At 69.5% G+C, this 25459-nt stretch carries 22 protein-coding genes, 1 tRNA gene and 1 other RNA gene; 11 read left to right on the top strand and 13 right to left on the bottom strand.

Going from position 1 to position 25459, the window contains the following annotated elements; translation table 11 throughout:
• Positions 1-42: 42 nt before the first annotated feature.
• On the top strand, positions 43-669 hold the full coding sequence (locus AC1C2S_RS02695) for a GNAT family N-acetyltransferase (RefSeq protein WP_495350996.1): 627 nt from the start codon (positions 43-45) through the stop codon (positions 667-669).
• Here AC1C2S_RS02695 and AC1C2S_RS02690 read toward each other — a convergent pair.
• The 6 genes from AC1C2S_RS02690 to AC1C2S_RS02665 form a co-directional block, all read right to left on the bottom strand.
• Positions 659-1084: a hypothetical protein gene (locus AC1C2S_RS02690; protein ID WP_495350995.1), complete on the bottom strand. Its 426-nt coding sequence runs from the start codon at positions 1082-1084 to the stop codon at positions 659-661. The genes AC1C2S_RS02695 and AC1C2S_RS02690 overlap by 11 nt on opposite strands.
• Positions 1085-1502: 418 nt before the next feature.
• A tRNA-Ser gene (locus AC1C2S_RS02685) sits at positions 1503-1590 on the bottom strand.
• Positions 1589-1685: signal recognition particle sRNA small type (gene ffs / locus AC1C2S_RS02680), an RNA gene on the bottom strand. The genes AC1C2S_RS02685 and ffs overlap by 2 nt, the downstream gene beginning before the upstream one ends.
• A 274-nt stretch (positions 1686-1959) precedes the next feature.
• Positions 1960-2919 (bottom strand): NAD-dependent epimerase/dehydratase family protein, encoded by a 960-nt coding sequence (locus AC1C2S_RS02675; RefSeq protein ID WP_495350994.1) that lies wholly within the window; start codon positions 2917-2919, stop codon positions 1960-1962.
• The gene (locus AC1C2S_RS02670) at positions 2916-3905 is read right to left on the bottom strand and encodes a bile acid:sodium symporter family protein (protein ID WP_495350993.1); all 990 of its coding nucleotides are present in this window, start codon (positions 3903-3905) and stop codon (positions 2916-2918) included. The genes AC1C2S_RS02675 and AC1C2S_RS02670 overlap by 4 nt, the downstream gene beginning before the upstream one ends.
• Positions 3902-5353, bottom strand: coding sequence for a flavin-containing monooxygenase (locus AC1C2S_RS02665; RefSeq protein ID WP_495350992.1), 1452 nt, complete (start codon positions 5351-5353; stop codon positions 3902-3904). The genes AC1C2S_RS02670 and AC1C2S_RS02665 overlap by 4 nt, the downstream gene beginning before the upstream one ends.
• 177 nt (positions 5354-5530) lie before the next feature.
• Between AC1C2S_RS02665 and pta the strand changes: the two genes are divergently transcribed.
• The 5 genes from pta to AC1C2S_RS02640 all read left to right on the top strand — a co-directional run bounded on the left by pta (position 5531) and on the right by AC1C2S_RS02640 (position 12361).
• A complete protein-coding gene (pta, locus tag AC1C2S_RS02660; RefSeq protein ID WP_495350991.1) occupies positions 5531-7723 on the top strand; it encodes a phosphate acetyltransferase in 2193 nt (730 codons plus the stop codon).
• A complete protein-coding gene (locus tag AC1C2S_RS02655) occupies positions 7720-8931 on the top strand; it encodes an acetate/propionate family kinase (RefSeq protein WP_495350990.1) in 1212 nt (403 codons plus the stop codon). The genes pta and AC1C2S_RS02655 overlap by 4 nt, the downstream gene beginning before the upstream one ends.
• A 230-nt stretch (positions 8932-9161) precedes the next feature.
• Complete coding sequence (locus tag AC1C2S_RS02650) at positions 9162-9740, top strand: helix-turn-helix domain-containing protein (RefSeq protein ID WP_495350989.1); 579 nt, start codon at positions 9162-9164, stop codon at positions 9738-9740.
• Positions 9737-11044 (top strand): MFS transporter, encoded by a 1308-nt coding sequence (locus tag AC1C2S_RS02645; protein WP_495350988.1) that lies wholly within the window; start codon positions 9737-9739, stop codon positions 11042-11044. The genes AC1C2S_RS02650 and AC1C2S_RS02645 overlap by 4 nt, the downstream gene beginning before the upstream one ends.
• 189 nt (positions 11045-11233) lie before the next feature.
• Positions 11234-12361: a fatty acid desaturase family protein gene (locus AC1C2S_RS02640; RefSeq protein ID WP_495350987.1), complete on the top strand. Its 1128-nt coding sequence runs from the start codon at positions 11234-11236 to the stop codon at positions 12359-12361.
• Between the two features lie 70 nt (positions 12362-12431).
• On the opposite strand, the gene AC1C2S_RS02635 is transcribed toward AC1C2S_RS02640, so the two are convergent.
• Complete coding sequence (locus AC1C2S_RS02635) at positions 12432-12791, bottom strand: TraR/DksA family transcriptional regulator (RefSeq protein WP_495350986.1); 360 nt, start codon at positions 12789-12791, stop codon at positions 12432-12434.
• A gap of 89 nt (positions 12792-12880) precedes the next feature.
• On the opposite strand from AC1C2S_RS02635, the gene AC1C2S_RS02630 reads away from it, so the two are divergent.
• Together AC1C2S_RS02630 and recR are read left to right on the top strand one after the other, a co-directional pair.
• Positions 12881-15346 carry a DNA polymerase III subunit gamma and tau gene (locus AC1C2S_RS02630; RefSeq protein ID WP_495350985.1) on the top strand — a complete coding sequence of 822 codons (2466 nt, stop codon included), beginning with the start codon at positions 12881-12883 and terminating at the stop codon, positions 15344-15346.
• Between the two features lie 3 nt (positions 15347-15349).
• Complete coding sequence (gene recR, locus AC1C2S_RS02625) at positions 15350-15946, top strand: recombination mediator RecR (protein WP_495350984.1); 597 nt, start codon at positions 15350-15352, stop codon at positions 15944-15946.
• 128 nt (positions 15947-16074) lie between these two features.
• On the opposite strand, the gene AC1C2S_RS02620 is transcribed toward recR, so the two are convergent.
• Positions 16075-17070 (bottom strand): patatin-like phospholipase family protein, encoded by a 996-nt coding sequence (locus AC1C2S_RS02620; protein WP_495350983.1) that lies wholly within the window; start codon positions 17068-17070, stop codon positions 16075-16077.
• Between the two features lie 230 nt (positions 17071-17300).
• Between AC1C2S_RS02620 and AC1C2S_RS02615 the strand changes: the two genes are divergently transcribed.
• The gene (locus tag AC1C2S_RS02615) at positions 17301-17660 is read left to right on the top strand and encodes a nuclear transport factor 2 family protein (protein WP_495350982.1); all 360 of its coding nucleotides are present in this window, start codon (positions 17301-17303) and stop codon (positions 17658-17660) included.
• A 33-nt stretch (positions 17661-17693) separates the two neighbouring features.
• Here the strand turns inward: AC1C2S_RS02615 and AC1C2S_RS02610 are convergent, their stop codons facing one another.
• The gene (locus tag AC1C2S_RS02610) at positions 17694-18188 is read right to left on the bottom strand and encodes a hypothetical protein (protein WP_495350981.1); all 495 of its coding nucleotides are present in this window, start codon (positions 18186-18188) and stop codon (positions 17694-17696) included.
• Between the two features lie 126 nt (positions 18189-18314).
• Between AC1C2S_RS02610 and AC1C2S_RS02605 the strand changes: the two genes are divergently transcribed.
• Positions 18315-19589 (top strand): aspartate kinase, encoded by a 1275-nt coding sequence (locus AC1C2S_RS02605; RefSeq protein WP_495350980.1) that lies wholly within the window; start codon positions 18315-18317, stop codon positions 19587-19589.
• Between the two features lie 180 nt (positions 19590-19769).
• A complete protein-coding gene (locus AC1C2S_RS02600; RefSeq protein ID WP_495350979.1) occupies positions 19770-20825 on the top strand; it encodes an aspartate-semialdehyde dehydrogenase in 1056 nt (351 codons plus the stop codon).
• A 278-nt stretch (positions 20826-21103) separates the two neighbouring features.
• Here the strand turns inward: AC1C2S_RS02600 and AC1C2S_RS02595 are convergent, their stop codons facing one another.
• The 4 genes from AC1C2S_RS02595 to AC1C2S_RS02580 form a co-directional block, all read right to left on the bottom strand.
• Positions 21104-21487 (bottom strand): RidA family protein, encoded by a 384-nt coding sequence (locus AC1C2S_RS02595; protein WP_495350978.1) that lies wholly within the window; start codon positions 21485-21487, stop codon positions 21104-21106.
• Between the two features lie 119 nt (positions 21488-21606).
• Entirely contained in the window at positions 21607-22338 is a 732-nt protein-coding gene (locus AC1C2S_RS02590; protein WP_495350977.1) for an IclR family transcriptional regulator, read from the bottom strand.
• A 1-nt stretch (position 22339) separates the two neighbouring features.
• Positions 22340-24106 (bottom strand): N-acyl-D-amino-acid deacylase family protein, encoded by a 1767-nt coding sequence (locus AC1C2S_RS02585; RefSeq protein ID WP_495350976.1) that lies wholly within the window; start codon positions 24104-24106, stop codon positions 22340-22342.
• 9 nt (positions 24107-24115) lie between these two features.
• Positions 24116-25408 carry a type III PLP-dependent enzyme domain-containing protein gene (locus AC1C2S_RS02580; protein ID WP_495350975.1) on the bottom strand — a complete coding sequence of 431 codons (1293 nt, stop codon included), beginning with the start codon at positions 25406-25408 and terminating at the stop codon, positions 24116-24118.
• Positions 25409-25459 lie beyond the last annotated feature (51 nt).

The raw sequence follows: 25459 nt of genomic DNA, 5'->3' as shown, positions 1-25459 counted from the left end.
TCGATCGCGCGACCAAGCACCCGGATGCGGGAGGATGGTCGGGTGCCTGTGATCCGACCATACGACCCCGCCGACCGCGATCAGGTCGCCCGCGCCTGCCTGCTCACCGCAGCCGGCGGCGGCGACGCGACGGGGGACTACTCCGACGACACGCTCATGCCCGAGGTCTTCGCCCTGCCGTACGTCGATTTCGCGCCCGAGTTCGCGTTCGTCGTGGCCGATGGTGCGCGCGTCCTCGGCTACGTCATCGGCGTGCCCGACACTGCGGCGTTCGTGGAGTGGTGGAGACGCGAGTGGTCCCCGGGCTTCACCGCGCGGCATCCGTCACCAGGCGCACCCACTGGTCGCAACCCGGCGTTCACCGAGGCGCAACTCGTCGAAGCCGGTGCGTCGCCCGAGCGCATGCTCATCGCCGAGCTCGACGAGTTTCCCGCTCATCTGCACATCGATCTGGTGCCCGAAGTGCAGGGCCAGGGCTTCGGCCGACGCCTCATCGACACGCTTCGGGCAGCGCTCGCGGAGCACGGCGCGCCCGGCGTACACCTCGGCGTCGCTGCCTCGAACACGGGCGCGCGGGCGTTCTACGATCGACTCGGTTTCCACGAGCTGCCCTCGAGCCGGCCGCGTTCACCGCTGCTCGGCATCTCGACGGCTGCCGTCAGTGACTGAGCGAACGCCGCTCGAACCAGTAGAGCAAGCGCGGGTTCGCCTCGCGCAGCTCGGAGAGGGTCATCGGCTCGGCGCCGACGGTCTCCTCCACGCCGAGCACTTCGGCGACCTGGTCCATGGCCGGCTCGTCCCAGAAACGGCCGCGCATGCGGAACGCGCCGCGTCCGGTGCGTTCGACGACGAAGAGCTCCTGCGTCGTGTCGAGGCTGTTCGCACGGTACAGCTGCACACGCAGCACACCGGCAACGTCGCGTGAGGCGACCGTCGAGACCCCACCGAAGAAGCCGCGTTCGACGATGCCGTACTTGCTGATCGAAGCACGAGCGCGTCGGTAGCCGGTCCAGGCGACGAGGATCAGCAGTACGACGACGGCAGCGGTCGCGACGACGATGGGCCACGTCTCGCCGGCGTCCATGAGCCAGAGTTCAGCTGCCAGCAATGGAACCGCGAGTGCCGCGACGGGTAGACCGATGCTCCATCCGAGCGTGCGACGGGGCCTCAGGGTTTGAACCCTGAGGCCGTCGCCCCCCAGTGTCGCCGCTCCGATGGAGGAGCCCCGTGCGTCCCCACTCCTCGTTTCCATCGCTGCTGCTGACATCTCTCACATCATGGGGGAGTGCGCCGATCTTCGCTATTCCGCATTAATGAGGACACGGGCGGAATTGCGGGTGAGCGTGCGTGTTGCAGGAACACGAAAGGCCGCGGTCAACGGGCCATTCGAGCCTCATCGCCGGGTGCTGTGCGTGCACCCGGCGTTGTGTGTTGCTGGCGGAGGATGGGGGATTCGAGCCTCATCGCCGGGTGCTGTGCGTGCACCCGGCGTTGTGTGTTGCTGGCGGAGGATGGGGGATTCGAACCCCCGAGGGCTTGCACCCAACACGCTTTCCAAGCGTGCGCCATAGGCCACTAGGCGAATCCTCCCGGGGACTCCTCACGCACCCGCCAGAGCCTGGTTACCCTTGCTGCGTTTCCGCCCTGGGGGAGTTGGCCTGGATGGCGCCACGTGAGGAGCCGGAGATAGTCTACCCGAGCGCGAGTGGCGCCTCTGACCGCGGCGCGTTCAGCGAGCGGATGCCTCGGCGACGCGTCGCTTGCCGAGGCTCGCGCGTGTGCAGAACTCCGGAGATTCGGCGTGCCATGCGGAGAGAGTGGATGCCACGGGCGGCGTGTCGAGCGACGCATCCGGAGTTGTGCACATCGCTGAGCGGTGCGTCGACCGATCGCACCGTCTGGACGACCGCGGGCCTCGATTCGGCGCCGGCACCCTCCTCGACCGGTCAAACGCCGCGCCTACTCGGTTGCGGTGCGCGCCCCACGGGCAGCGAGGTAGGCATCGAACGCCTCACGGCTCGTCTTCGCCGGCGTGTAGCCGAGCTCAGACTTGAGGCGTGAGTTGTCGAGCACCGGGCGGTACTGCAAGAATCCGACGCGCTCGGGTCCGTGCACCGTCAGCTTGAGGGCATGCCCGACGCGCAGCGCGAACGTGAGCACGGCCGGCCGAAGCGTGAAGGTGCGCTTGCCGACGGCATCAGCGATCTCCGAGACGGTCACGCGTCCGTCGCCGGCCACGTTGAACGCACCGGTCACGTCACCGGTCGCGCCGCGCACGATCGCGCTGACGACGTCGTCGACCCAGACGAAGACGAAGGGGCTCTCCGACCCTCGGATCGCGAGGATGCGCGGGCCGTCCCAGAGCGCGGTGATCTGGTTCGCCACGGTCGGCCCGAGAATCGTTCCGATGCGCAGCACCACCTGTCCGACCTCGGGGTGCGCGACGCGATACCCCGAGAGCATCTCCTCGACGAGCCGCTTGTGCCGCGAGTAGCTGAACTCCTCGTTACCGCGGATCGCATCGGTCTCGACGAGCCACTCGGGGTTGTCGGCGTGGTATCCGTACGCAGCGCCCGACGACGAGACGACGATGCGCGGCACCCCGAATGCCACGGCGGCGTCGAGCACGTTGCGGGTGCCCTCCACGTCGACGCGGTACTCGAGCTCCTCGCTCTGACCGCCGGGGTTCACGATCGCGGCGAGGTGCACGATCGTGTCGATGCGGTGCCGGCCGACGATCGCGGCAACGGCGCCGACATCCGTGACATCGCATGGCTCGATGACGACCCCGGCGGGCACGGATGCCGGTGTCCGCACGTCGGCGGACACGACGACGTCGACGTCGGGATGCCGGGCGAGCGCCCGAACCGCGTTCGACCCGAGGAACCCGGCACCGCCGGTGACCAGCACGCGCCTCATGCGCCGAGCTCCGCTTCGGTCGTGCCGGCGTCGGTACCGTGGGCGACGACCGGTGGGCCGCCCGACGAGCGAGCCGCTGCCGCGGCATCCGCTCGCTTCGAATGTCTGCCCCAGAGTGTCGCGACCGTGAGGCCGGCGATGATGTCCCAGATGCCCCACCAGCCGGCGACGATCGCCATGCCGCCGAGTCCGCCGAAGAACGCGAAGACGAGGCCGAGTCCGAGGCCCGCGTTGCGGATGCCGACCTCGAAGGTGATCGCCTTGCGATCACGCACGCCGAGGCCGCCGATGCGGGCGCTCGCGTAGCCGAGGCCGAGCGCCACGGCGTCGTGCAGGAAGACGGCGAGCAGCACGACGCCGATGAACGCCATGAAGATCGCCCAGTTGCCGATGAGTGCGGCCGCGATGAACCCGACGAGCCCGATGAGGCTCACCCAGCGCGCGTACGGCTGCACCTTCGCCGCGAAGCGAGGCCAGCGGGCGCGGATCAGGAGCCCGGCGAAGAAGGGCAGTCCGATGATGAGGAAGATCTCGGCGAGCATCTGCCAGCCGTCGAGGCTCACGGCCCGCACGAGTTCGCCCGCGGTCGGGTGGAGGCCGCCCCAGAACGACAGGCTCACCGGCAGCAGGAAGATGTAGACGACGTTCGACACCGCGGTCATCGACACCGAGAGTGCCACGTTGCCACCAGAGCGGTAGGTGAGCACTTGCGAGATGTTGCCGGGTGGGCAGCACGCCACGAGGATCATGCCGAGCGCGATCGACCCTTGCACATTCAGCAGCAGGGTGAGCCCGAACGTGACCGCCGGTAGCAGGATGACCTGCGCTGCGAGCGCGACGATCATCGCCTTCGGTGCTTTCGCGACGGCCTTGAAGTCGGATGGCGCGGTGTCGAGCGCGATGCCGAACATGATGAGTCCGAGCACCACGTTCAGGGCGATGAGCGAGCCCGGGGCGAAGTTGAGGACGACCTCGTCGATGTTCATGCGCGGGCGCCGTCGTCGGAGCTCGCCGAGCCTGTCGGGTTCGTCGAGCTCGTCGACCCCCTCGACCCGGCCGAGCCCGTCGACGCGAGTCCGGCGGAGGTGATGCCGCGCGCGAACGCCGGCGGCAACGAGCCCAGCATGCGCCGCAGAGTGCGCCGGTAGGCGTCTTTGTTGACGTAGTACGACATGCGGTCGAGGCCGAGGTAGTGGTAACCGCCGGTGAGGTCGGGCCACGGGGCATCCGCTCGCGCACGGAACCGCGCAGCGTCGTCGGGCGCATCTGCGGCGGCGGCCAAGTAGGCGGCGATGAGTTCGGCCTGCTCGTAGCGGCCCTGCCAGCCGATGCCCGACGCCTCGATCATGCCGAGCACGAAGAGGCCGTTGAACGAGGGCGGGAAGATGTTGAGGAAGAGCGAGGGCGACGCCGTCGTCCAGTTGAGGTGGGCGCGCTCGACGAAGGGGTAGTCGAGCGTGTAGCCGGTGGCGAGCATGATGAGGTCGTAGTCGCCCGAGGTTCCGTCCATGAAGTGCACCGTGTGTCCGTCGAACCGGTCGATGTCGGGCATCACCCGCAGGTCGCCCTGCCCGAGGTGGTTCAACACCATCGTGTTCACGATCGGGTGCGACTCGTAGATCTTGTAGTCGGGCTTCGGGAAGCCGAACCGCACGGGGTCGCCCGTGAACGCCTTCAGCACGCGGGCGTCGATGAACTGCTTGATGCGGGCCGGCAGGGGCCGGCCCTGGTTCAGGGTGTCCGACGGCCGGCCGAAGAGGTACCGGGGCACGAAGTAGTACCCGCGGCGCACACTGAGGTCGACGGATGCCGCGTGGTGCACCGCATCGACTGCGATGTCGCACCCGGAGTTGCCGGCGCCGATGACGAGCACCCGCTTGCCCTCGAAGACCTTCGCCGACTTGTATGCGCTCGTGTGCATGACCTGGCCCGCGAACTCGCCCGCGAAGTCGGGCACGTTGGGCTCGGCGAGCGTGCCGTTGGCGAGGATCACGCCCGAGTAGTCGCCGGTGATCGTCTCGCCGTCGGCGGTGACCGCGGTGACGCGCCACAAGGGTGCGCTGTCGGATGCGTGTCCGCCGGATCCGTGCCCGGCGGATCCGGGCACCGGAGAGACATCCGTCACCCTCGTTTCGAACCGGAAGTACTTGCGAAGGCCGTACGCGTCGGCGTAGGCGCGGAAGTACTCGAGCAGTTCGCGGTGGCTCGGGTAGTCGGCGTTCGAAGCCATCGGGAACTCGGCGAACTCGGTCGTCGTGCGGCTCGAGATCAGGTGCGCCGACTCGTACATGGTGCTGCGCGGATTGTCGATGTTCCAGAGGCCCCCGACGTCGGGACCGGCCTCGAAACCGTCGAAGGGGATGCCGGCGACAGCGAGTGCTCGGGCACCGGCGAGGCCGGATGGGCCCGCTCCGATGAGGGCGATGGGGTTCACGGATGCTCCTGGAAGGGGAGTACGCGCCGATGGGGGAGTCGGCGCGGCACGGCGATGTGCCCGATCAGCATAAGCGAACACTGCTCGGGTTTTGCCACCAGCACCCGGCCGACGACTCGGGCCGACAGTGGGCGGATTCCCAGACCTCGTCCATGCCCCGCCCAATAGGCTGGAGTGGTGGCGCACCGCATCTACATCTGCTCGGCTGAAGGCAACACCGGCAAGTCCACCGTTGCGCTCGGCGCACTCGACACCCTGACCCGGCGGGCGACCCGTGTCGGCGTCTTCCGGCCGATCGCGCGATCGACCGCGGAACGCGATTACGTGCTCGAACTGCTGCTCGCCCACGAGGGCGTCGTGCCGATTCCCTATGACGACGCCGTGGGGGTGCGCTACGACGATGTGCACGCCGACCCCGAAGGGGCGCTCGCGACGATCGTCTCCCGCTTCAAGGCCGTCGAAGACCGCTGCGACGCCGTCGTCATCATCGGCTCGGACTTCACGGATGTCGGCAGCCCCACCGAGCTCGCCTACAACGCGCGCATCGCGGCGAACCTCGGTGCGCCCGTGCTGCTCGTGCTCGGCGGTCGGGTCGGCCAAGGCCAGGGGCGCAGCCGCACCGAGCGGCTCGGCTACTCCGACGCCCGTAGCCCGCAAGAGCTCGCCCAGCTGACCGAACTCGCCGTCGAAGAGCTCGAGCGCGAACACGCGACCTTGCTCGGCATCGTCGCCAACCGTGCCGACCCCGAGCGGCTGCAAGAGATCGTCGAGGCCGTGACCGCCGCGGCCGGACCGAACGGGGTGGCCGCGAGCGGCGGTGCCGTCAGCCCCGTGGCATCCCATCGGCAGGCTCAGGGCGGCGCCGTCGCCGTCTGGGCCATTCCCGAAGACCCCTACCTCGTCGCACCCTCGATGCTCGCGATCATGACCGCGGTCGACGGCACCTTGCACGCCGGAGACCCCGAACTGCTGAACCGCGAGGCGCTCGGCGTCATCATCGGGGCCATGTCGATGGAGAACGTGCTGACCCGCCTCACCGAGGGCGCGGTCGTCGTGGTGCCGGGCGACCGCAGCGAAGTGCTGCTCGGAGTGCTCACGGCGCACGCGAGCGCGACCTTCCCGTCGTTGTCGGGCATCGTGCTGAACGGCGGGTTCCCGATCGCCGAGCAGGTCGACCGGCTCGTCGACGGGCTGAAGGCCGGGCTGCCGATCATCCGTACCGAGCTCTCGAGCTACGACACGGCACTCGCGATCACGCACACCCGCGGGCGGCTCGCCGCCGATTCCCAGCGCAAGCGCGACACTGCGCTCGCCCTCTTCGAGAAGCACGTCGACGGTCGGGCGCTGCTCGACCTGCTCGACGTCGCCCGGCCCGAGGTCGTCACGCCGCTCATGTTCGAGTACGACCTGCTCGAGCGGGCCAGGCAGACGCGCAAGCGCATCGTGCTGCCAGAGGGCTACGACGATCGGGTGCTGCGCGCCGCGGCGACGCTGCTCGCGCGTGACGTCGCCGACCTCGTCATCCTGGGTGAAGAGATCGAGGTGCGTTCGCGCGCGATCGGCCTCGGCCTCGACATCGCGGCGGCCGAGGTGCTCTCCAACCACGATTTCGTGCACGTCAGCCGCTTCGCCCTGGAGTATCAGCGACGTCGCGCGCACAAGGGCGTGACGCTCGAGCAGGCTCGCGAGACCGTGCAAGACGTGTCGTACTTCGGCACGATGATGGTCGAGTTGGGACTCGCCGACGGCATGGTCTCGGGCGCAGCGCACACGACGGCGCACACGATCCGCCCGTCGTTCGAGGTGATCAAGACGAAGCCTGGCGTCGAGGTCGTCTCGAGCGTGTTCCTGATGGCGCTCGCCGACCGGGTGCTCGTCTACGGCGACTGCGCGATCGTGCCCGACCCCACCGCCGAGCAGCTCGCCGACATCGCGATCTCCTCGGCCGAGACCGCGTCGCAGTTCGGCATCGAGCCGCGCATCGCGATGCTCTCGTACTCGACGGGCGAGTCGGGCTCTGGCGCCGACGTCGACAAGGTGCGGCGAGCCACCGAGCTCGTTCGCGAGCGGGCGCCGCAGCTCGCGGTCGAGGGGCCGATCCAGTACGACGCCGCGGCCGACGCAGCGGTGGCGCGCACGAAGCTGCCCGAGTCGGATGTCGCGGGGCGGGCGACGGTCTTCATCTTCCCCGACCTCAACACGGGCAACAACACGTACAAGGCGGTGCAGCGCTCGTCGGGCGCCGTGGCGATCGGGCCCGTGCTGCAGGGGCTCCGCAAGCCGATCAACGACCTCTCGCGCGGTGCCCTCGTGCAAGACATCGTCAACACCGTGGCGATCACGGCGATCCAGGCGGCGGATGCCTCGTGAGCATCGTGCTCGTCGTCAACTCGGGTTCTTCGTCGCTGAAGTACCAGCTCATCGACGTCGAGACGTCGCAGACCCTCGCGAGCGGGCTCGTCGAGCGCATCGGCCGTGGTGTCGGCCACGCCCGGCACCACAACGAGGGACGTGAGCACGACGGCCTCGACGTCGATTGGGATGGGGTCGTCGAAGTGCCCGATCACGAGGCCGCGTTCGCGGTGATGCTCGAGGCGTTCGCGACGCACGGGCCGTCGCTCGAGTCGAACGTGCCGATCGCCGTCGGGCACCGAGTGGTGCAGGGCGGAGCGCGATTCTTCGAACCGACGGTGATCACCGATCTCGTGAAGATCAACATCGACGAGCTCTCGACGCTCGCCCCGCTGCACAACCCGGCGAACCTCGAGGGCATCGAGGCGGCCCAGCTCGCGTTCCCCGACGTGCCGCACGTCGCGGTGTTCGACACGGCGTTCCACCAGACGATGCCGCCTGCCGCGTACACCTACGCGATCGACCGGGAGCTCGCGGCGAAGCACCGCATCCGTCGCTACGGATTCCACGGCACCTCGCACCGATTCGTCTCGCGGGCGGCGGCGGAGTTCCTGGGCCGCCCGGTGGAAGAGCTGCGCATGATCGTGCTGCACCTCGGCAACGGGGCATCCGCTTGCGCGATCGCAGAAGGCCGTTCGGTCGAGACGAGCATGGGTATGACCCCGCTCGAGGGGCTCGTGATGGGTACGCGCTCGGGCGATATCGACCCAGCCGTACTCCTGCACCTTCAGCGCCGCGCCGGGCTCGACGCCGACGGCCTCGATCGCCTGCTGAACTCGCGGAGCGGCATCCTCGGCCTGAGCGGGCACGCCGACATGCGCGACCTCGTCGCCGCGCAGGCGGCGGGCGACGAAGCGGCGACGCTCGCCCTCGACGTCTACGCGCACCGCGTCCGCTCCTATGTCGGCGCGTATGCCGCACAACTCGGCCGTGTCGATGCGATCGTCTTCACCGCCGGCGTCGGCGAGAACGCACCCGAGGTGCGCGGACTCACACTCGCCGGGCTCGAGGTGTTCGGCGTCGAGCTCGATGCCGAACGCAACCAGGCCCGGGGGAGTGAGGCGCGGCGCATCTCGACGGATGCCTCGAAGACCGCCGTGCTCGTGGTGCCCACGAACGAAGAGCTCGAGATCGCGCGCCAGACACTGGAGCTCGTCGGAACCTGAGCTCGCCGACCCCTGAGCTCGCCGACCCCTGAGCTCGGCCCGCAGCCGCATCTTCCTCATCGAGAGTGCGCTCGATGTCGCCAATCGGGCGACAGAACGACATCAAGCGCACTCTCGACGGCGAAGGGCGATGTGAGGGCGAAGGGCGATGGGCGATGGCGGGGGGCCGACACGGCGTCGAATCCACAAGAAGTGTTGTGCAAGAAGTCTTGTAAGTCTAGGCTGGCCCCATGAACGACCCCCGGGAGACCATCGACCTGCACGACGCGGGCGCCATGCGGGCGCTCGCGCACCCGATGCGCCTGCGCATCCTCGGCCTGCTGCGCGTCGAGGGGCCGAGCACGGTCGGAGCGCTCGCCGAACGCACCGGCGAGGCGCCCGGCTCGGCGAGTTACCACGTCGCGACGCTCGCCAAGCACGGCTTCATCGTCGAAGCCCCCGAACTCGCCCGCGACAAGCGCGAACGCTGGTGGCGGGCCGCGCACCTGATCACGAGCTGGCGCACTGAAGAGTTCCTCGGCGATCCCGAGCGCCACGCGGCATCCGATGCGATGCGCCGCGCGGTGCTCGAGTCCTACCATCGGGAGCTGCTCGACGCCATCGACGCCGAAGCCGAGCTCGAGCCCGAGTGGGTCGCCGCCTCCGACTCCAGCGACGGTGCGGCACGCCTCACGATCGACGAGTTCCGCGAATTGAACGCCGAACTCGACGGCGTGCGAGAGAAGTGGTGGGGCGTCGGCCGAGAGCCGCGCCCCGGCACCAGGGCCGTGCGTTGGATGACCCACACCTTCCCGAGGCCCGAGCGATGACCAACGACTCGGCGCTCGAGACGGCGCTCGACACGTCGACGACGACGGATGCCCCGCGCCGCCGCATCCCGCTGTTCGCCCTGTTCGCCTCTCAACTCTTCTCGCTCTCGGGCAATGCGATCGCCCTCATCGCGATCCCGATCATCGCCCTCACCGAAACGGGCTCCCCGCTCGCCGCCGGCGTCGCCGGCGTGTTCGCGACCGTGCCGCTCATCATCGGCGGCGCGCTCGGGGGAGTGCTCGTCGACCGGTTCGGCTACCGCACCTCGTCGATCGTCGCCGACGTCGCGAGTGGCGTCACCGTGCTCGCGATCCCGGTGCTCGCCGCGACCGTCGGCCTGCACTTCGGCGCGCTGCTCGCCCTCGTCTTCCTGGGCGGGCTGCTCGACGCGCCCGGCGACACCGCGAAGACCGTGCTCATGCCCGATCTCGCCGCCCTCGCCCGCATCCCCCTCCCGCGGGCCGCGGGAGCGCAATCAACGGTGCAGCGCACGGCGACGATGATCGGCGCCGGCATCGCGGGCGCGCTCGTCGCGATCGCCGGTCCGATGCCGGCGCTCCTCGTCGATGCCGCCGGGTTCGGCGTGTCGGCCGTGCTCGTCGTGCTCTTCGTGCCGCGCCGTGCCGCGGCATCCCTTCGACAGGCTCAGGACGGCGCCGTCGATGATGCCGATGCGCCCGTGCACGGCGGATTCGTCGCCGGCATCCGCTTCATCGCCCGCTCGCCGCTCTTGCGTTCGATCGTGCTGCTCGTGACCCTCACGAACGCGATCGATGCAGCGGGCATGACCGTGCTGAAGCCCGTCTACGCCACCGAAGTGCTCGGCGACCCGGCGATGCTGGGCTTCATGGTCGGATGCTTCGCCGCCGGCGCCCTCACCGGCTCGGCGATCTTCGCGGCCGTCGGGCACCGCTATTCGGGGCGAGTGGTCTTCGCCCTGTGCTTCGTGCTCGCCGGCACGCCGCCGTACCTCGCGATGGCGTTCGGTGCGCCGGTGCCGGTGCTGCTGCCCGTACTCGCGGTGTCGGGCCTCGCCGCCGGTGCGCTCAATCCGATGATGTCGACGGCGATGTACGGGCTCGTGTCCGACGGCATGCGCGCTCGCGTCTTCGGCGCGGTGACCGCGGGGGTCGTCGCCTCCATGCCGCTCGGCGCGTTCCTCGGCGGACTCGCCGTCGAGCAGGTCGGGCTCGTGCCGACGGTGCTCGTCGCTGCGATCGTCTATCTCGTGCTCGCCTCGAGCCCGCTGTACCTCCGCTCGTTCGCCGGGCTCGCCGCGGCGCGCACCGGCGCCGACTCCTGAAACGAGGCATCGCCATTCGGGTTGCCCCCTACCGGGGTACGGGGGCGAAATGGCTCACCCGTGTGATGCGCAGAGCCCAAGCCGCTCCGTAGTCTCACAGCACGGTCGGCAATGATCGTGGAAGCACACGCATCCGAAGCGTTCGTCTGAAGTCTCATTCGTGCATTCGGCCCGAGGAGATGAGCGCACATGAGCCTGGTCGTAGAACGCCCCGACGGTGCCGAAGGCACGATGTCGCCCGTCATCCGCACGGCCGGTCGCCGTCGAGAGGGCGTCGATCCGGCGCAGAGCGGGTTCGCACAGCTGTCACGCCAGATCAAGGCCGAAGGACTGCTCGATCGATTCGTCGGCTTCTACGTGCGCAAGGCGCTCTTCTGGGCCGTCGTGCTCGGCGCGACGGTGGCGGCATCCGTCATGATCGGCGACTCGTGGTGGCAGCTCGTCATCGCGGGCGTGCTCGGCGTCGTGTTCACCCAGTTCGCGTTCATGGCGCACGAGGCGTCGCACCGCCAGATCTTCCAATCCGGGCCGAAGAACGACTGGGCGGGCCTCTTCCTCGCCAACTTCGTCGTCGGCATCAGCTACAGCTGGTGGATGAACAAGCACACCCGCCATCACGGCAACCCGAACGTCATCGGCCGGGATCCCGACATCGAGAAGGACACGATCTCCTTCCTCGAAGAGGATGCCGCGGCGAGTCGCGGGCTCATCCGCATGATCACGCGGAAGCAGGGGTACCTGTTCTTCCCGCTGCTGCTGCTCGAGGGCATCAACCTGCACGTGCACGGCATCCGTCACGTATTGGGAAAGGGCACGGTCAAGCGCCGCTGGCTCGAGTTCACGCTCCTCGCCGTTCGTCTCGTCGGCGTCGTCGCGCTCGTCTTCTGGGCGTTCCCGCCGCTGCTGGCCGTCGTCTTCCTGCTCGTGCAGTTCGGGGTGTTCGGCGTCTACATGGGCGCGTCGTTCGCGCCCAACCACAAGGGCATGCCGCTCATCCCGCGCGGGGTGCGCGTCGACTTCCTCGAACGCCAGGTGCTGACCAGCCGCAACATCAGCGGAGGACGGTTCATCGACGCGTTCATGGGCGGGCTCAACTACCAGGTCGAGCACCACCTGTTCCCGAGCATGGCCCGCCCCGCGTTGGCACGCACGCAGGTGATCGTGCGCGAGTTCTGCCGCGAGAACGATGTGCGGTACACCGAGACCGGGCTCATCGAGTCGTATGGAATCGTGATCGCCTACCTCAACCGCGTCGGGCTCGCCGCGCGTGACCCGTTCGACTGCCCCATGATCAACTCGTACCGCCGCCGCGACTGACGCGCTGCTGACGCGCGACTGGCGTACCGCCGTCGCGTGACTGGGCGCCGCTGGGGCGCTGCTCGCCCGCTCAGCGCTCGAGCCGGGCGCAATCGATGCAGAGCTCGGCGGTCGGCCGTGCGTCGAGGCGCCCGACGGTGATGCGTTTGCCGCAGTTCCGGCAGGTGCCGTACGTGCCGTCGGCGATGCGCGCGAGTGCGTGATCGATGTCGGCGAGTTCGGCGCGCGCGTCGGCGAGCACCGCAGTGCGCTGCGACCACTCCTGGGTCATCGTCGGGCCGTCGGGGTCGTGTTCGTCATCGGCGGAGGCGCCCGACCTCGCGGCGCGCACCGCGCTCATGACGTCGCCGAATTCGGCGAAGCGCCCCTCCGCATCCGCTCGCTCCTGCAGCAGTTTCACCTGGAACCGCTCGAGCTGTGTCTGAGTCATCGTCGACAAATCACGCCCCCTTCCGATCCCAGAATGGTACGCCAGAGACATCCGGCCGTCGTGTCGGACGCGGCAACTACGATTGATGCGTGGTCACCGCCCTCTATCGCCGCTACCGGCCCGAGACATTCGCCGAGATGATCGGCCAGTCCCAGGTGACGGAGCCGCTCATGACGGCGCTCCGCACCGATCGTGTCAATCACGCCTACCTTTTCAGCGGCCCCCGTGGCTGCGGCAAGACGACGTCGGCGCGCATTCTGGCGCGCTGTCTCAACTGCGCAGAGGGCCCGACGGATGTCCCGTGCGGCGTCTGTCCCAGTTGCGTCGAGCTCTCCCGGGGCGGTGGTGGTTCGCTCGATGTCGTCGAGATCGATGCCGCCTCGCACAATGGCGTCGACGACGCGCGCGACCTGCGTGAGCGCGCGGTGTTCGCCCCGGCGCGCGACCGGTTCAAGATCTTCATCCTCGACGAGGCCCACATGGTCACGCCGCAGGGCTTCAACGCGCTGCTGAAGCTCGTCGAAGAGCCGCCGGAGCACATCAAATTCATCTTCGCGACGACCGAGCCCGACAAGGTGCTCGGCACCATCCGCTCGCGCACGCACCACTATCCGTTCCGGCTGGTGCCGCCCGGGCCGATGCTCGAGTACGTGCAGCAGCTCTGCACCGAAGAGGGCGTCGAGGTCGCGCCCGGCGTGCTGCCGCTCGTGGTGCGCGCCGGCGGCGGTTCGCCGCGCGACACGCTGTCGCTGCTCGACCAGCTCATTGCCGGCTCCGAGGGGCCGACGATCGACTACGAGCGGGCGGTGGCGCTGCTCGGCTACACCCACGGCGCATTGCTCGACGAGGTCGTCGACGCCATCGGGGCCGGCGACGCAGCGGGTGCGTTCGCCGCGGCAGACCGGGTCGTGCAGACCGGGCAAGATCCGCGGCGCTTCGTCGAAGACCTGCTCGAACGATTGCGCGACCTCATCGTCGTCGCTGCCTCCTCGCCCGAGACGGCGGCCGCGGTACTCCGCGGGGTGCCCGAAGACGAACTCGCGCGCATGGCGGCGCAGGCAGCCGTCTTCGGCCAGGCCGAGCTCTCCAGGGTCGCCGACCTCGTCAACCAGACGCTCACCGAGATGACGGGCGCCACGTCGCCGCGGCTGCACCTCGAGCTCATGCTCGCGCGCGTGCTCGTGCCTGCCGCCGACGACACCGAGCGCGGTGCGCTGGCACGCGTCGAGCGGCTCGAACGCCGAGTCGGGGTCGCAGATGCCGTTTCGGGGCCGACGACGTCCGAGCCGCGTGGCGCCGCGCGGGTCGAGTCCGGGCCGGGGCCTGACGCTCGAGCGGCGGCTCCGGTTCCCGGGCGCCAGCCAGCGGGGGAGTCGACCCCTGCTGATGTTCCTGCTGCTCGTGACAGTCGTGCCGTTCCTGCCGTTCCTGGTGTGGCGGACTCCGGCGCGCAGAGCGCACGCCCCGCCGCGTCGGGTCCTGCGTCCGCCCGAGAAGCTCCGTCCGCCGCTTCACCTGCGGCGGAGTCCACGCCGGCGGTGAAGCCCGCACCTGCCGCTTCCGCAGCGGCATCCCCACCCGCGAAACCCGTTGGTCCGGTCACGCTCCAGCAGTTCCGCGATGCATGGCCCGAAGTGCTCGCTTCCCTGCAGCGCACGAAGCGCAGCGCGTGGATGGTGGCATTCACGGCGCAAGTGCGCGACCTGCGCGATGGCGATGTGCTCGTGCTCACGTTCCCCAGCGAGCAAGACGTCGCTGGATTCCGCGGCGGCGCACCCGGGCAGAGCGTCAGCGAACTCCTCCGCGCTGCGATCACCGAGGTTCTCGGGGTTCGCGTGAAGTTCATCGCCAGGGTCGACGGCCCCGGGGGCGGGTCCGCCCCCGCGGCGGCTCCGTCGCCGTCAGCGCCCCCAGGTCAGTCGGTGCCCCCAGGTCAGTCGGAGCCCCTGGGGCCGACTGCGCCGACCGAAGAGGTGGCCGCGTCGCCCGGCGCACGCAACACGCCCGCCGCTCCGGTCGCTGCCGCGCAGCCGGTCGCTGCAGCGCAGCCGGTGACACCGTCATCCGCCGGCCCGGTCGATTCGTGGGCGACGGTCGCCATCCCGAGCGACCCGACCGGCGACGCTGAAGCAGGGGCTTCGCCCGCCGACGCCCGCACAGCGACTGCGACCGCGCTGGCCGAGCGGCCCCGGACTTCTGCCGAGACGCCGTCCGGCTCGCTCGAGGGCTCGTCGTCGCCTGCATCCAGTCGCTCCGAGCCCGCGGCAGACGATCTGCCCGACGACGCCGACGCTCCGCCCGAAGACGACGAGGGGTGGTTCGACCCCGGGCCCGAGGCCGAAGTCGTCGCCGAGGCATCCGTGGCGAAGACAACAGTGCCTGTGCGCAAGCCGGCGCCCGCGCGCGTCCCGCGGCCGCTGCCGACAGCCTCGTCGGCCTCCGTCGACGGCGGCATCCAGCGCTACGGAGAGGCGGTCGTGCGCGAGGTGCTCGGCGCGACCTTCCTCGAAGAAGTCGAGGCGTCGCCGCGCCCCGGCTTCGGGGAGCGTGGGTAGTCCGTGTACGAAGGCATCGTTCAAGAACTGATCGACGAGCTCGGGCGACTTCCCGGCATCGGCCCGAAGTCGGCGCAGCGCATCGCGTTCCACATCGTGCAGACCGAGCACTTCGACGTCACCCGGCTCGCCGAGATCCTCCTGCAGATCCGCGACAAGGTGCGGTTCTGCGAGATCTGCGGCAACGTCTCCGAAGAGGCGACCTGCCTCATCTGCCGCGATCCGCGACGTGACCCGGCGCTGATCTGCGTCGTCGAAGAGGCGAAAGACGTCGTCGCCATCGAACGCACCCGCGAGTTCCGCGGGCTCTACCACGTGCTCGGCGGCGCGATCAGCCCGATCGACGGCATCGGCCCCGACGAGCTCCGCATCCGGCAGTTGATGCAACGCCTCGCCGACGCCACCGTCACCGAGGTCATCATCGCGACCGACCCGAACCTCGAGGGCGAGGCGACCGCGACGTACCTCAGCCGCCTGCTGACCACCCTCGAGATCCGCGTGACACGACTCGCGTCGGGTCTGCCGGTCGGCGGCGACCTCGAATACGCCGATGAAGTGACCCTCGGCCGAGCATTCGAAGGCCGCCGCGTCGTCACCTGACCCGCTGTCCTGGTGCATGGTGTGCGTGCGTGCGCGAACGCCGCGAGCGCGACGCGCGCGCGGGGGCGTGCTGGCGCGGATGCCGCCGCCGGCCACCGGAGTGAGTCGGTCAGCGGCGGCATTCGGCGTCAGCGCCAGAATTCGGTGAGCTGCTCCGCGAGGGCTCTGCCTTGGTCGTAACCAGCCCGCGCAGCGGGCGGACGCAGCGACCCGTCCATCGCATTGGCGCCGAACATGTGCTCGGAGTCGCTGTCGGGGAAGATCGTCTCGACTCTGCTCCCGCGCGCACGGAGCTCGTCGACCTGTGCTGCGAGATGCATTTCCCACTCCAGCGGCGCCAATGTTCGGCCGCCGAATGGTGACAACACCAGCACGCGTGCGTATCCGGCTGCCAGATCGGCATTCTCGGCGTTGGATCGGTAGCCGCCGTCGATGTACCGGTCGCCGCCGATCTTGTAGGGGAGTCCGCTGGCACAGCTGGCGGCGACGGCGTCCGCGAGGTCGACACCGCTGTGACGGTCGAACACGACCGGTTCACCGGTCTGGGCATCGACCGCGGTGATGAGCACCGTTCGTTCCGGCCAGCGCTGACAGGGCAGCCGCGAGGCGACGGTGGCGCGCCACTGCGATTGCCAGGAGCCGTCCGACGCCGCATCCATCTCGAGTGCGGCCGCGGCCATTCTGCGGCGCATGTCGGCCCCATCCGAAGCCGCGGCGATGATGTTGCCGACCCGCTCCAGGTGGTCGGCCACCGGCTTGTTCGGAGCGCGCCTTCGGTCGGATCCGACCGGCCTGGTCTGTTGCTGGGGCGCAGCGGCGAGGATGGCGGCGAGCAGTTCGGTCGGGGTCGCGCCGGCCATCTGGGCCGCGGCCGTCGAGCCGGCCGACGTGCCGATGGTCAGGTCGGCTGTGGTCACGTCCAGCCCGGCATCGAAGAGGCCGGCGAGGACGCCGATCAGCCAGGCGTTGCCGGTCGAGCCGCCGCCGCCGAGCACCAACGCTCGCTCGCCCGCGGCGGGCACCCGCCATGTGGCGTCGACCCGCGGCTGATCCTGGTCGGAGCTCGATCGGGCGGAGCCAGTCGTCGAGGTGAATTGCAGAGATGAAGAAGGTGTTGTGTTCATGGGAGTCGCCTTTCGCGAATTGCGTGACGGGCGCTCCCAGTGACGACTACCTCAGTCGCAAGATCGTGGACTGCAAGGGAGCGCCCACTGTGGATACTGCGTTCATGGGTCTCACCTCCTGCCGACGGATCACGATCGCCAAGACGCTAGCACAGCGCCGACGCGGCGCGCGACCGGCACCATGCGGAGTAACCCTTGACGCTCCAACCCACCCGGGATAGAACGGGGGCATGGCGAGCAAAGGCGCGGAGTGGGTCGCGGGGTACGTCGCGGCGTGGGAATCGAACGACCCGGGGCAGATCGGAGCGCTCTTCACCGACGATGCGCGGTACCTCACGAGTCCCGACTCCGAGCCGCGAGCGGGGCGTGCGGCGATCGTCGCCGGGTGGGTCGAAGATCTCGATGAGCCCGGCACGTGGGCCTTCGACTGGCACATCGTGCACGAAGACGACGGCTTCGTCGTCGTGCAGGGCCGCACCGAGTATCCGGCCGAGAAGGACTACCTGAACCTCTGGATCATCCGGCTCGCGCCGGACGGCCGGGCCACCGAGTTCACCGAGTGGTACATGCCGAGGCCGCACAAGGGCTGATCGAGGCATCCGTCGTCGGAGGCGGCAATGCACTCAGCGCAGCACTTCGACGAGCACCACCCAGGCCATGAGCAGCGCGGCGATGATGCTGAGCACCGACCCGACGGCCATCGCGATGAGCCCGGCCTCCACCGTGCCGACGATGACGAGCACGGCACCGAGAAGGAACGCGCCGACCGGCAGCACGCCCGCGATGGCCTTGCCCATTCGTTCGATCAGCGAGACATGGTCCTCACGCATGACCACTCGGATCGCATGCACCTGGAAGATGGCGGCAAGCAGGGCCGCGACAAGCACTTCGATGCCGTACGCGACGATCGGCTGGCCCGGGATCAGCCCGAATGCGCCGGCGGCGATCGCCAGCACGAGGGCCGCGATCGAGGCAGCCGCGCGCGGCGGCAGCGTCACCGACGTCATGATCGTCGCGATGTTCACCGACATCGCGACGATGAGCAGGCCGGCAAGGGCGGCCGTCGCCCCGACCATCGCGACGTTGAACTCCGACCAGCCCTCGAGTGCCTCCGACATGTGCCCACGCTATCGTCGCCCCGCAGAACGTCACATATCCGGGCGCGTATGCGGCCCGCCGTATGATGGTTCTTCCGGCGCCGGCCGCTCGAGCGGCTGCCAGCGAGACCATCCCCAGGAGACCACGTGAGCTTGATCGTGCAGAAGTTCGGCGGGTCATCCGTCGCCGACGCCGAGAGCATCAAGCGGGTCGCGAAGCGCATCGTCGAGACTCGCAAGGCCGGCAACGACGTCGTCGTGGCGGTCTCAGCCATGGGCGACACGACCGACGAGCTGCTCGATCTGGCGGGCGAGGTCACGCCGATTCCCGCGCCGCGCGAGCTCGACATGCTGCTCTCCGCGGGCGAGCGCATCTCCATGGCGCTCCTCGCGATGGCGATCAAGAGCATGGGCCACGACGCGCGCTCCTTCACGGGCAGCCAGGCCGGCATGATCACGGATGCCACGCACGGTGCCGCCCGCATCGTCGATGTCACTCCGGTGCGCCTGCGCGAAGCGCTCGACGACGGCGCGGTCGTGATCGTCGCCGGATTCCAGGGATTCAACCGTGACACCCGCGACATCACGACCCTCGGCCGCGGTGGCAGCGACACGACGGCCGTGGCCCTCGCAGCCGCGCTCAGCGCCGACGTGTGCGAGATCTACACCGACGTCGACGGCGTGTTCACCTCCGACCCGCGGATCGTGAAGAGGGCGCACAAGCTCGACCGCGTCACAAGTGAAGAGATGCTCGAGCTCGCGGCATCCGGAGCCAAAGTCCTGCACATCCGCGCGGTGGAATACGCACGCCGCCACGGTGTGACCCTGCACGTGCGCTCGTCGTTCAACAACAGCGAGGGGACCATCGTCTACGACCCCGCGCGCCTGCCCGAAGGAGAAGCTGTGGAAGAGTCCGTCATCGCCGGTGTCGCGGTCGACCTGACCGAGGCGAAGATCACGGTCGTCGGCGTGCCCGACAAGCCGGGTGTTGCAGCGAAGATCTTCAAGATCGTGGCCGGCACGAACGCGAACGTCGACATGATCGTGCAGAACGTCTCGGCCGCCTCGACCGGGCGCACCGACATCTCGTTCACCCTTCCGAAGTCCGACGGCGAGCGGGCCCTCACGGCGCTCGCGAGCGCGCAAGAGGCGATCGGCTTCCTCTCGCTGCAGTACGACGACCAGATCGGCAAGCTCTCGCTCGTGGGCGCCGCGATGCGTTCGGCCGCCGGCGTTTCGGCGCGTCTGTTCGAGGCGCTCTCCGCGGCGGGCATCAACATCGAGATGATCTCCACGAGCGAGATCCGCATCTCGGTCGTCACGCGCGCCGACAGCGTGCACGCCGCGGCACGCGCCGTGCACACGGCGTTCGAGCTCGACGGCGACGACGACGCGATCGTGCACGGGGGCACGGGGCGCTGAGCTGCGATCGAGCGGATGCCGCGGCATCCGCTCACCGAATTCCTGCCGCTTTGGAGGACGATCCTGCCTGTATAGGACGCCCGGGGACTCGTTCGTCCTCCACAGCGGTCGATGTCATACAAACTGGAAGTGATGCACGGGCGGCGTCTGAGGTATCCGGCCGGGAATGAGGAAGAGCAAATGACCAACGCAGTGAACATCGGCGTCGTCGGCGCGACCGGCCAGGTCGGCGCAGTCGTGCGCAAGCTGCTCGAGGAGCGGGGCTTCCCGGTCGCGCAGATCCGCTATTTCGCCTCGGCGCGTTCGGCGGGCTCGACGCTGCCGTGGAAAGGTGACGATATCGTCATCGAAGACGCTTCGACGGCCGACCCGAGCGGCCTCGACATCGCGATCTTCTCCGCCGGTGCGACGCTCTCGAAGGCGCAGGCACCCCGGTTCGCCGCTGCCGGCGTCACGGTGATCGACAACTCGAGCGGCTGGCGTATGGATCCCGACGTTCCGCTCGTCGTGAGCGAGGTGAACCCCCACGCGATCGACGACGCCGTCAAGGGCATCATCGCGAACCCGAACTGCACGACGATGGCCGCGATGCCGGTGCTGAAGGTGCTGCACGAAGAAGCGGGTCTCGAGCGACTCATCGTGAGCACCTACCAGGCCGTCTCCGGCGCAGGGCTCGCAGGTGGCGAGGAACTGCTCGAGCAGGCCCGTGCCGCCGTCGCCCAAGACACGATCGGGCTCGTGCACGACGGGGCATCCGTCACCTTCCCCGAAGCCGTGAAGTTCCCGCGCACGATCGCGTTCGACGTGATCCCGCTCGCCGGGTCGATCGTCGACGATGGCGACTACGAGTCCGACGAAGAGAAGAAGTTGCGCAACGAGAGCCGCAAGATCCTCGAGCTGCCCGGCCTGCGTGTCGCCGGCACCTGCGTGCGCGTGCCCGTGTTCACCGGACACTCGCTCTCGATCAACGCCGAGTTCGCGAACCCGATCACGCCCGAGCGCGCCACCGAGCTGCTCGCGGATGCCCCGGGCGTCGAGCTCTCCGACGTGCCCACGCCGCTGCAGGCCGCCGGCACCGACCCGAGCTACGTCGGTCGTATTCGGCAAGACCAGTCAGCGCCAGACGGCAAGGGCCTCGTGCTCTTCGTGTCGAACGACAATCTGCGCAAGGGTGCGGCGCTGAACGCCGTACAGATCGCGGAGCTCGTGGCGGCGAAGGTGCCCGCGCGCGTCTAGCCCGACGTCGTCGTGCGCGATTGGCCGGTCCCGTCGGGGCCGGCCAATCCTCTGCGCGCGAGCGTTCGCTCGTAATGCGCTGAGCGTCGCGTGCGCGATTCGGCGTCCGTCTCGTGCCTCATTCAGGTCGGGAGGCGTGTCGTTCAGGTCGGGAGGTGTGTCGCGACCGCGACACGCCGCGCACAGCGCGCGACACGCCGCTCCCGACCTGAATTACGAACGGGGCGGAGGCGGGCTCGGGCTCGGGCTCGCTGGGAACGGTGGGCGGGCGCCTGGACTCAGGGCTGCGGGATCGCCGCGACGACGTCGATCTCGACGAGGATGTTCGCGAGGCGCGAGCCCACCGTGGTGCGTACGGGGTAGGGCTCGGTGAAGAACTCCGCGTAGGCCACGTTGTATTCGGCGAAGTCCGCGAGATCCTCGAGGTGTGCCGTGACCTTCACGACGTCGTCGAAGGTCAGGTCGTATTCGGCGAGCACCGCGCCGATGTTGCGCAGCACCTGCCGGGTCTGCTCTGCGGCGCCGCCTGCCACGACCTCCCCGGTCGCCGGATCCTGCGGGCCGAAGCCGGCCGTGTAGAGGAAGCCGTTGGCGACGACGCCGTGGCTGTACGGGCCGGCGGGCTTCGGGGCGTTCGAGAGAGTGACGGCGATCTTGGACATGTTTCCTCCTGTGTGACGATGTTCTCGAGTTGCCCGTCTTTGTACATTCTCGGGCAACTCGGTGGTGGTGGTGTGGGGTGGTGGGCTTCAGGTGAGCGGATGCCGCGGCATCCGCTCACTCAACCGAGTTCGCGTGCGATGAGCTCGGCCGTCTCGCGCATCGCGGGCAGGTCGGTTTTCAATCGCTCGAGGTCGGCGACCATGCGGATCGCAGTGACCGAGAGCGCTCCGACGATACCCATCGACGAGCGAATCGGCACGGCGACGCAGTTCACGAACGCCTCGAACTCGCGGTCGTCGGTGGCCCAGCCGCGCGCGCTCACGAGGGTGAGTTCGTGGTCGAGGCGCTCCCGCGTCGTGATCGTGTGGTCGGTGTGGCGCTCCCAGGCGACGCCGGCGAGCACGGCGTCACGGCCCGCGGCGTCGAGGTCGGCGAGGATGGCCTTGCCGACCGCCGAGCAGTACGGGATCACGGCGCGGCCGATGCGCGAGTACATGCGCACGCCGGACTCGTTCTCGGCCTTGTCGACGTAGACGATCGAGCGGTCCATGAGCGCCGCGAGGTGTACGGTGTTCCCGATTCGGCGCTGCAGCCGGCGCACGTGCTCAGCTCCGACCTCTCGCAGGTCGAGCGATTCGAGCGACTCCCTCGAGAGCGCGGCGAGCCGCGTGCCGAGGGTATATCGGCCCGAGCCGAGCTTGCGAACCCAGCCCACCTCTTCGAGCGCCTGCAATTCGCGGAACATCGTCGATCGGTGCAGCTCGAAGGCCGTGGCGAGCTCGGCGACGGTGCGCGGGTCGGCGGCGATCGCATCGATGATGCGGGTCGCGCGTTTCACGCTCTGCGACATGTCAGCCGTCCTCGCCGGTGTCCGTCGGTCGAGTGGCGGCCGGCGAAGGAAGTCGTTCATCGAGCCCCGGCGAGACGCTCTCGGACGGCTGGGTCTCGATACGCTCCTTCGTCGCTACTCGACCGGCGGTGGCGCGACGGATGCCCCGGCCGGGCGTCGCCCCGGTGAGCTCGCCGCCCGCCAGCACCGGCATACCGGCGACGAGGACGTCGTCGATGCCGACCCCGAGACCGAGCGGTTCGTCGTAGCTCGCGGCCGCGCGCACCGCATCGGGGTCGACGAGCACGAGGTCGGCGAGGTAGCCCTCGCGCACGAACCCGCGGTCGCCGAGCGCGAACCGCGCGGCGGCGCGTGCCGACACGAGCGCCGAGGCATCCGCCCAGCCGAGCGCCGCCTGCTCGCGCACGAGGAGCGAGAGGTACCGGGAGAACGAGCCGCGCGCCCTGGGGTGCGGATGCTTGCCGAGGAAGATGCCGTCGGAGCCCCCCATCGCGGCCGGGTGAGCGAGGATCTCGGCGAGTCCAGCGTCACCGCGTTCGTGCTGCACCGCCATGACGACGTTGACCTCGAGCCGCGACGCGACGAGCACGTCGAGGGCGAACTCGATCGCGTCGACGTCGGCGCGGGTGCCGGAACCTGAACCTGCGCGAGCGGATGCCGCAGCCGCACCCTCCGCGATCGTGAGGCCGTGCGCCCACTCGTAGGCCGGGGCGGCGATGTGTGCCAGCGTGAGCATCGAGGGCCAGTCGGGTCCGAGGCTCGCGTGCCAGCTGATGGTGGGAAACCACTCCTCGCGAAGCCGCGCGCGCCCTGCGGGGTCGGTGAGAACCGCGACCACCTCGTCCACCGGGCGCACGGTGAGCGCGGCGGGCAGGATCGGCATCACGAGGATCGAGCACCCGCGACTGTAGGGATACGCGTCGAAGCTCGCGTCGACGCCCGCGTCGGCGAGCCCGGCGAGCAAGCCGCGCACGAGGTGCGGTTCGGCGTGGAAGTGCGACACGTGCACCCGAGCGCCCGACGCGAGCGCGATCGCCGCCACCTCGGCGATGCCCGCCGCCGAGTTGTGCTCGTAGCCGCGCATGTGCGACACGTACACCGCGCCGGCATCGGCCACCGGTGCCGCAAGCGCAGCGAGCTCGTCGGTAGACGCGAAGATGCCTGGCGTGTAGTCGAGTCCGGTCGAGAGCCCAAGGGCACCGGCCGCGAGACCGTCGGCCACGAGGGTGCGCATGCGATCGAGTTCGGCGGGTGAAGCGGCATTCGTCGACCGGCCCATGACCTCGTAGCGCACGGTGCCGGCGGGCACGAGGTACCCGGCGTTCAGCGCGGTGGTGCCGTCGTAGGCGTCGAGCAGCGCCTCGACCCCGCCGCCGCGGTACGTGGGATGCGCGCCGTTGATCGCCGCGAAGTACTCGCTGGCGTAGTCGCCGGACCCGGGTGCGTACGACACGCCGTCCTGACCGCCGATGACGGTCGTGGCACCCTGCCGCAGCAGCCCGAGCTGCACCTCGGGGTCGAACAGCCGGCCGTCGGCGTGCGAGTGGGCGTCGATGAATCCGGGCATGAGCAGGCGGCCGCGGCCGTCGATCACGAGCGCGCCTCGAACGGCGGTGCGATCGAGGCTGCCGGTCGGTGCGATGCGCACGATGCGCTCGCCATCGATGAGCACATCGGATGCCCCGGAGCCCACGCCGTCGGCATCGACGACGATCACGTCTCGAATGAGCACTGGGCGAGTGAGCACAGGGCGAATGAGCACGGACATCGCTGACTCCTAGAAGAACGTGCGCACGAGCTCGACGACGCGGTCGGAGCCGCCGCCCTCGACGACCGGGATGAAGCGCCACTTGTCGAACGCCGTGCACGGGTGCGAGAGGCCGAGCGAGACGACCTCGCCGATCACGACCGGCAGCGGGGCATCCGAGCGCACGTAGGCGTGCTGGTCGTTGAGTGCGGTGACGGATGCCGCGGCGAGCGTCCGCTCGACGCCACCGGGTGCCGCCGTGACGCCGAACGGCACGGGCAACCCCTCGTCGTACGGGAAGTCGCGCTTGCCCCCGTCGAGCAGGGCGAGACCTGGCTCGGGGCGGGAGACGACCCGTGCGTAGCCGCGCATGGCGGGAGTGAGCCGCCCGTCGAGCGGAGAGATGCCGCGGTAGAAGCCGTCGTCGTGCACGAGCGAGGCGCCCGAGCGGAGGATCCAGCGAGTCGACGTCGGGCTCGGGGTCGGGCTCGGGGTCGACGACGACTCTGCGGCGGTCGCGGGAGCGAACACCTGGGCGACGAGGTCGAGGTAGGCGCTGCCGCCGGCGGTGACGACGAGCGGGCCGTCGGTGAGCGCACGCACGCGCCCGTGCAGCTCGAGCATCTCGGCGAGGTAGCTGCGTACGGCGGCGAGCGCGGTGGGGGATCGGTCGTGTCCGAGGCTGCCCTCGTATCCGGCTGTGCCCGCGAGGCGCAACACCGCAGAGGCGGCGACCCGTTCGGCGATGCGAGCGGCCTCGTCGACGCCGCGCGCGCCGGAGCGGCCGCCCGCCGCGCCGAGTTCGACGAGCACGTCGATGGGGCGGGGGAGTGCGACATCCGCGAGGCCCCGCTCCATCGCCTCGACGGTCTCGAGGGAGTCCACCCACACATGGAACGTGAAGCCGGGGTCGGCGAGCTCGGCGGCGATGAACGCGAGGGCTGCCGGCGCGACGAGTGCGTTCGCAAGCATGATCGACGTCACGCCGAACGCACGCGCCGTTCGCACCTGGCCCGGGGTCGCGAGCGTGATGCCGGTCGCGCCGGCGTCGAGCTGGCGCTGCCAGAGCGCCGGCGACATCGTGGTCTTGCCGTGCGGCATGAGCTCGAGCCCGCGGTCGTCGCACCAGCTCTGGATCACGGCTGCGTTGCGGGCGAGGGCTCGGTCGTCGAGGGCGAGCAGCGGGGTCCAGAACTCGGCGAGTCGCGGCCCCGTCGCGAGGAAGTCGCGCACGGTGAGGCCTGCGGCCCGGGCGGGCAGCCCCTTGTCGACCTCACTGAGCCGCTCGTCTCCGAGTTCTGCGAGCTTCGCGCTCCGCGGCATCCTCATACCTCCAACGTCGATTGACGTTGCGCATGTTGCAACGCGTTTGCA

The organism is Agromyces sp. Y782 (assembly GCF_059445405.1).
Note: the sequence above shows the minus strand (reverse complement) of the source record. Positions and strands in the feature narration are given on the sequence as shown.

Bases quoted from the DNA above. Each gene is read 5' to 3' on its own strand.
- AC1C2S_RS02690 (WP_495350995.1), bottom strand. From the start codon at position 1,084: ATGGACGCCGGCGAGACGTGGCCCATCGTCGTCGCGACCGCTGCCGTC.
- AC1C2S_RS02675 (WP_495350994.1), bottom strand. From the start codon at position 2,919: ATGAGGCGCGTGCTGGTCACCGGCGGTGCCGGGTTCCTCGGGTCGAAC.
- AC1C2S_RS02670 (WP_495350993.1), bottom strand. From the start codon at position 3,905: ATGAACATCGACGAGGTCGTCCTCAACTTCGCCCCGGGCTCGCTCATC.
- AC1C2S_RS02650 (WP_495350989.1), top strand. From the start codon at position 9,162: ATGAACGACCCCCGGGAGACCATCGACCTGCACGACGCGGGCGCCATG.
- AC1C2S_RS02645 (WP_495350988.1), top strand. From the start codon at position 9,737: ATGACCAACGACTCGGCGCTCGAGACGGCGCTCGACACGTCGACGACG.
- AC1C2S_RS02640 (WP_495350987.1), top strand. From the start codon at position 11,234: ATGAGCCTGGTCGTAGAACGCCCCGACGGTGCCGAAGGCACGATGTCG.
- AC1C2S_RS02635 (WP_495350986.1), bottom strand. From the start codon at position 12,791: ATGACTCAGACACAGCTCGAGCGGTTCCAGGTGAAACTGCTGCAGGAG.
- AC1C2S_RS02620 (WP_495350983.1), bottom strand. From the start codon at position 17,070: ATGAACACAACACCTTCTTCATCTCTGCAATTCACCTCGACGACTGGC.
- AC1C2S_RS02615 (WP_495350982.1), top strand. From the start codon at position 17,301: ATGGCGAGCAAAGGCGCGGAGTGGGTCGCGGGGTACGTCGCGGCGTGG.
- AC1C2S_RS02610 (WP_495350981.1), bottom strand. From the start codon at position 18,188: ATGTCGGAGGCACTCGAGGGCTGGTCGGAGTTCAACGTCGCGATGGTC.
- AC1C2S_RS02600 (WP_495350979.1), top strand. From the start codon at position 19,770: ATGACCAACGCAGTGAACATCGGCGTCGTCGGCGCGACCGGCCAGGTC.
- AC1C2S_RS02595 (WP_495350978.1), bottom strand. From the start codon at position 21,487: ATGTCCAAGATCGCCGTCACTCTCTCGAACGCCCCGAAGCCCGCCGGC.
- AC1C2S_RS02590 (WP_495350977.1), bottom strand. From the start codon at position 22,338: ATGTCGCAGAGCGTGAAACGCGCGACCCGCATCATCGATGCGATCGCC.
- AC1C2S_RS02585 (WP_495350976.1), bottom strand. From the start codon at position 24,106: ATGTCCGTGCTCATTCGCCCTGTGCTCACTCGCCCAGTGCTCATTCGA.
- AC1C2S_RS02580 (WP_495350975.1), bottom strand. From the start codon at position 25,408: ATGCCGCGGAGCGCGAAGCTCGCAGAACTCGGAGACGAGCGGCTCAGT.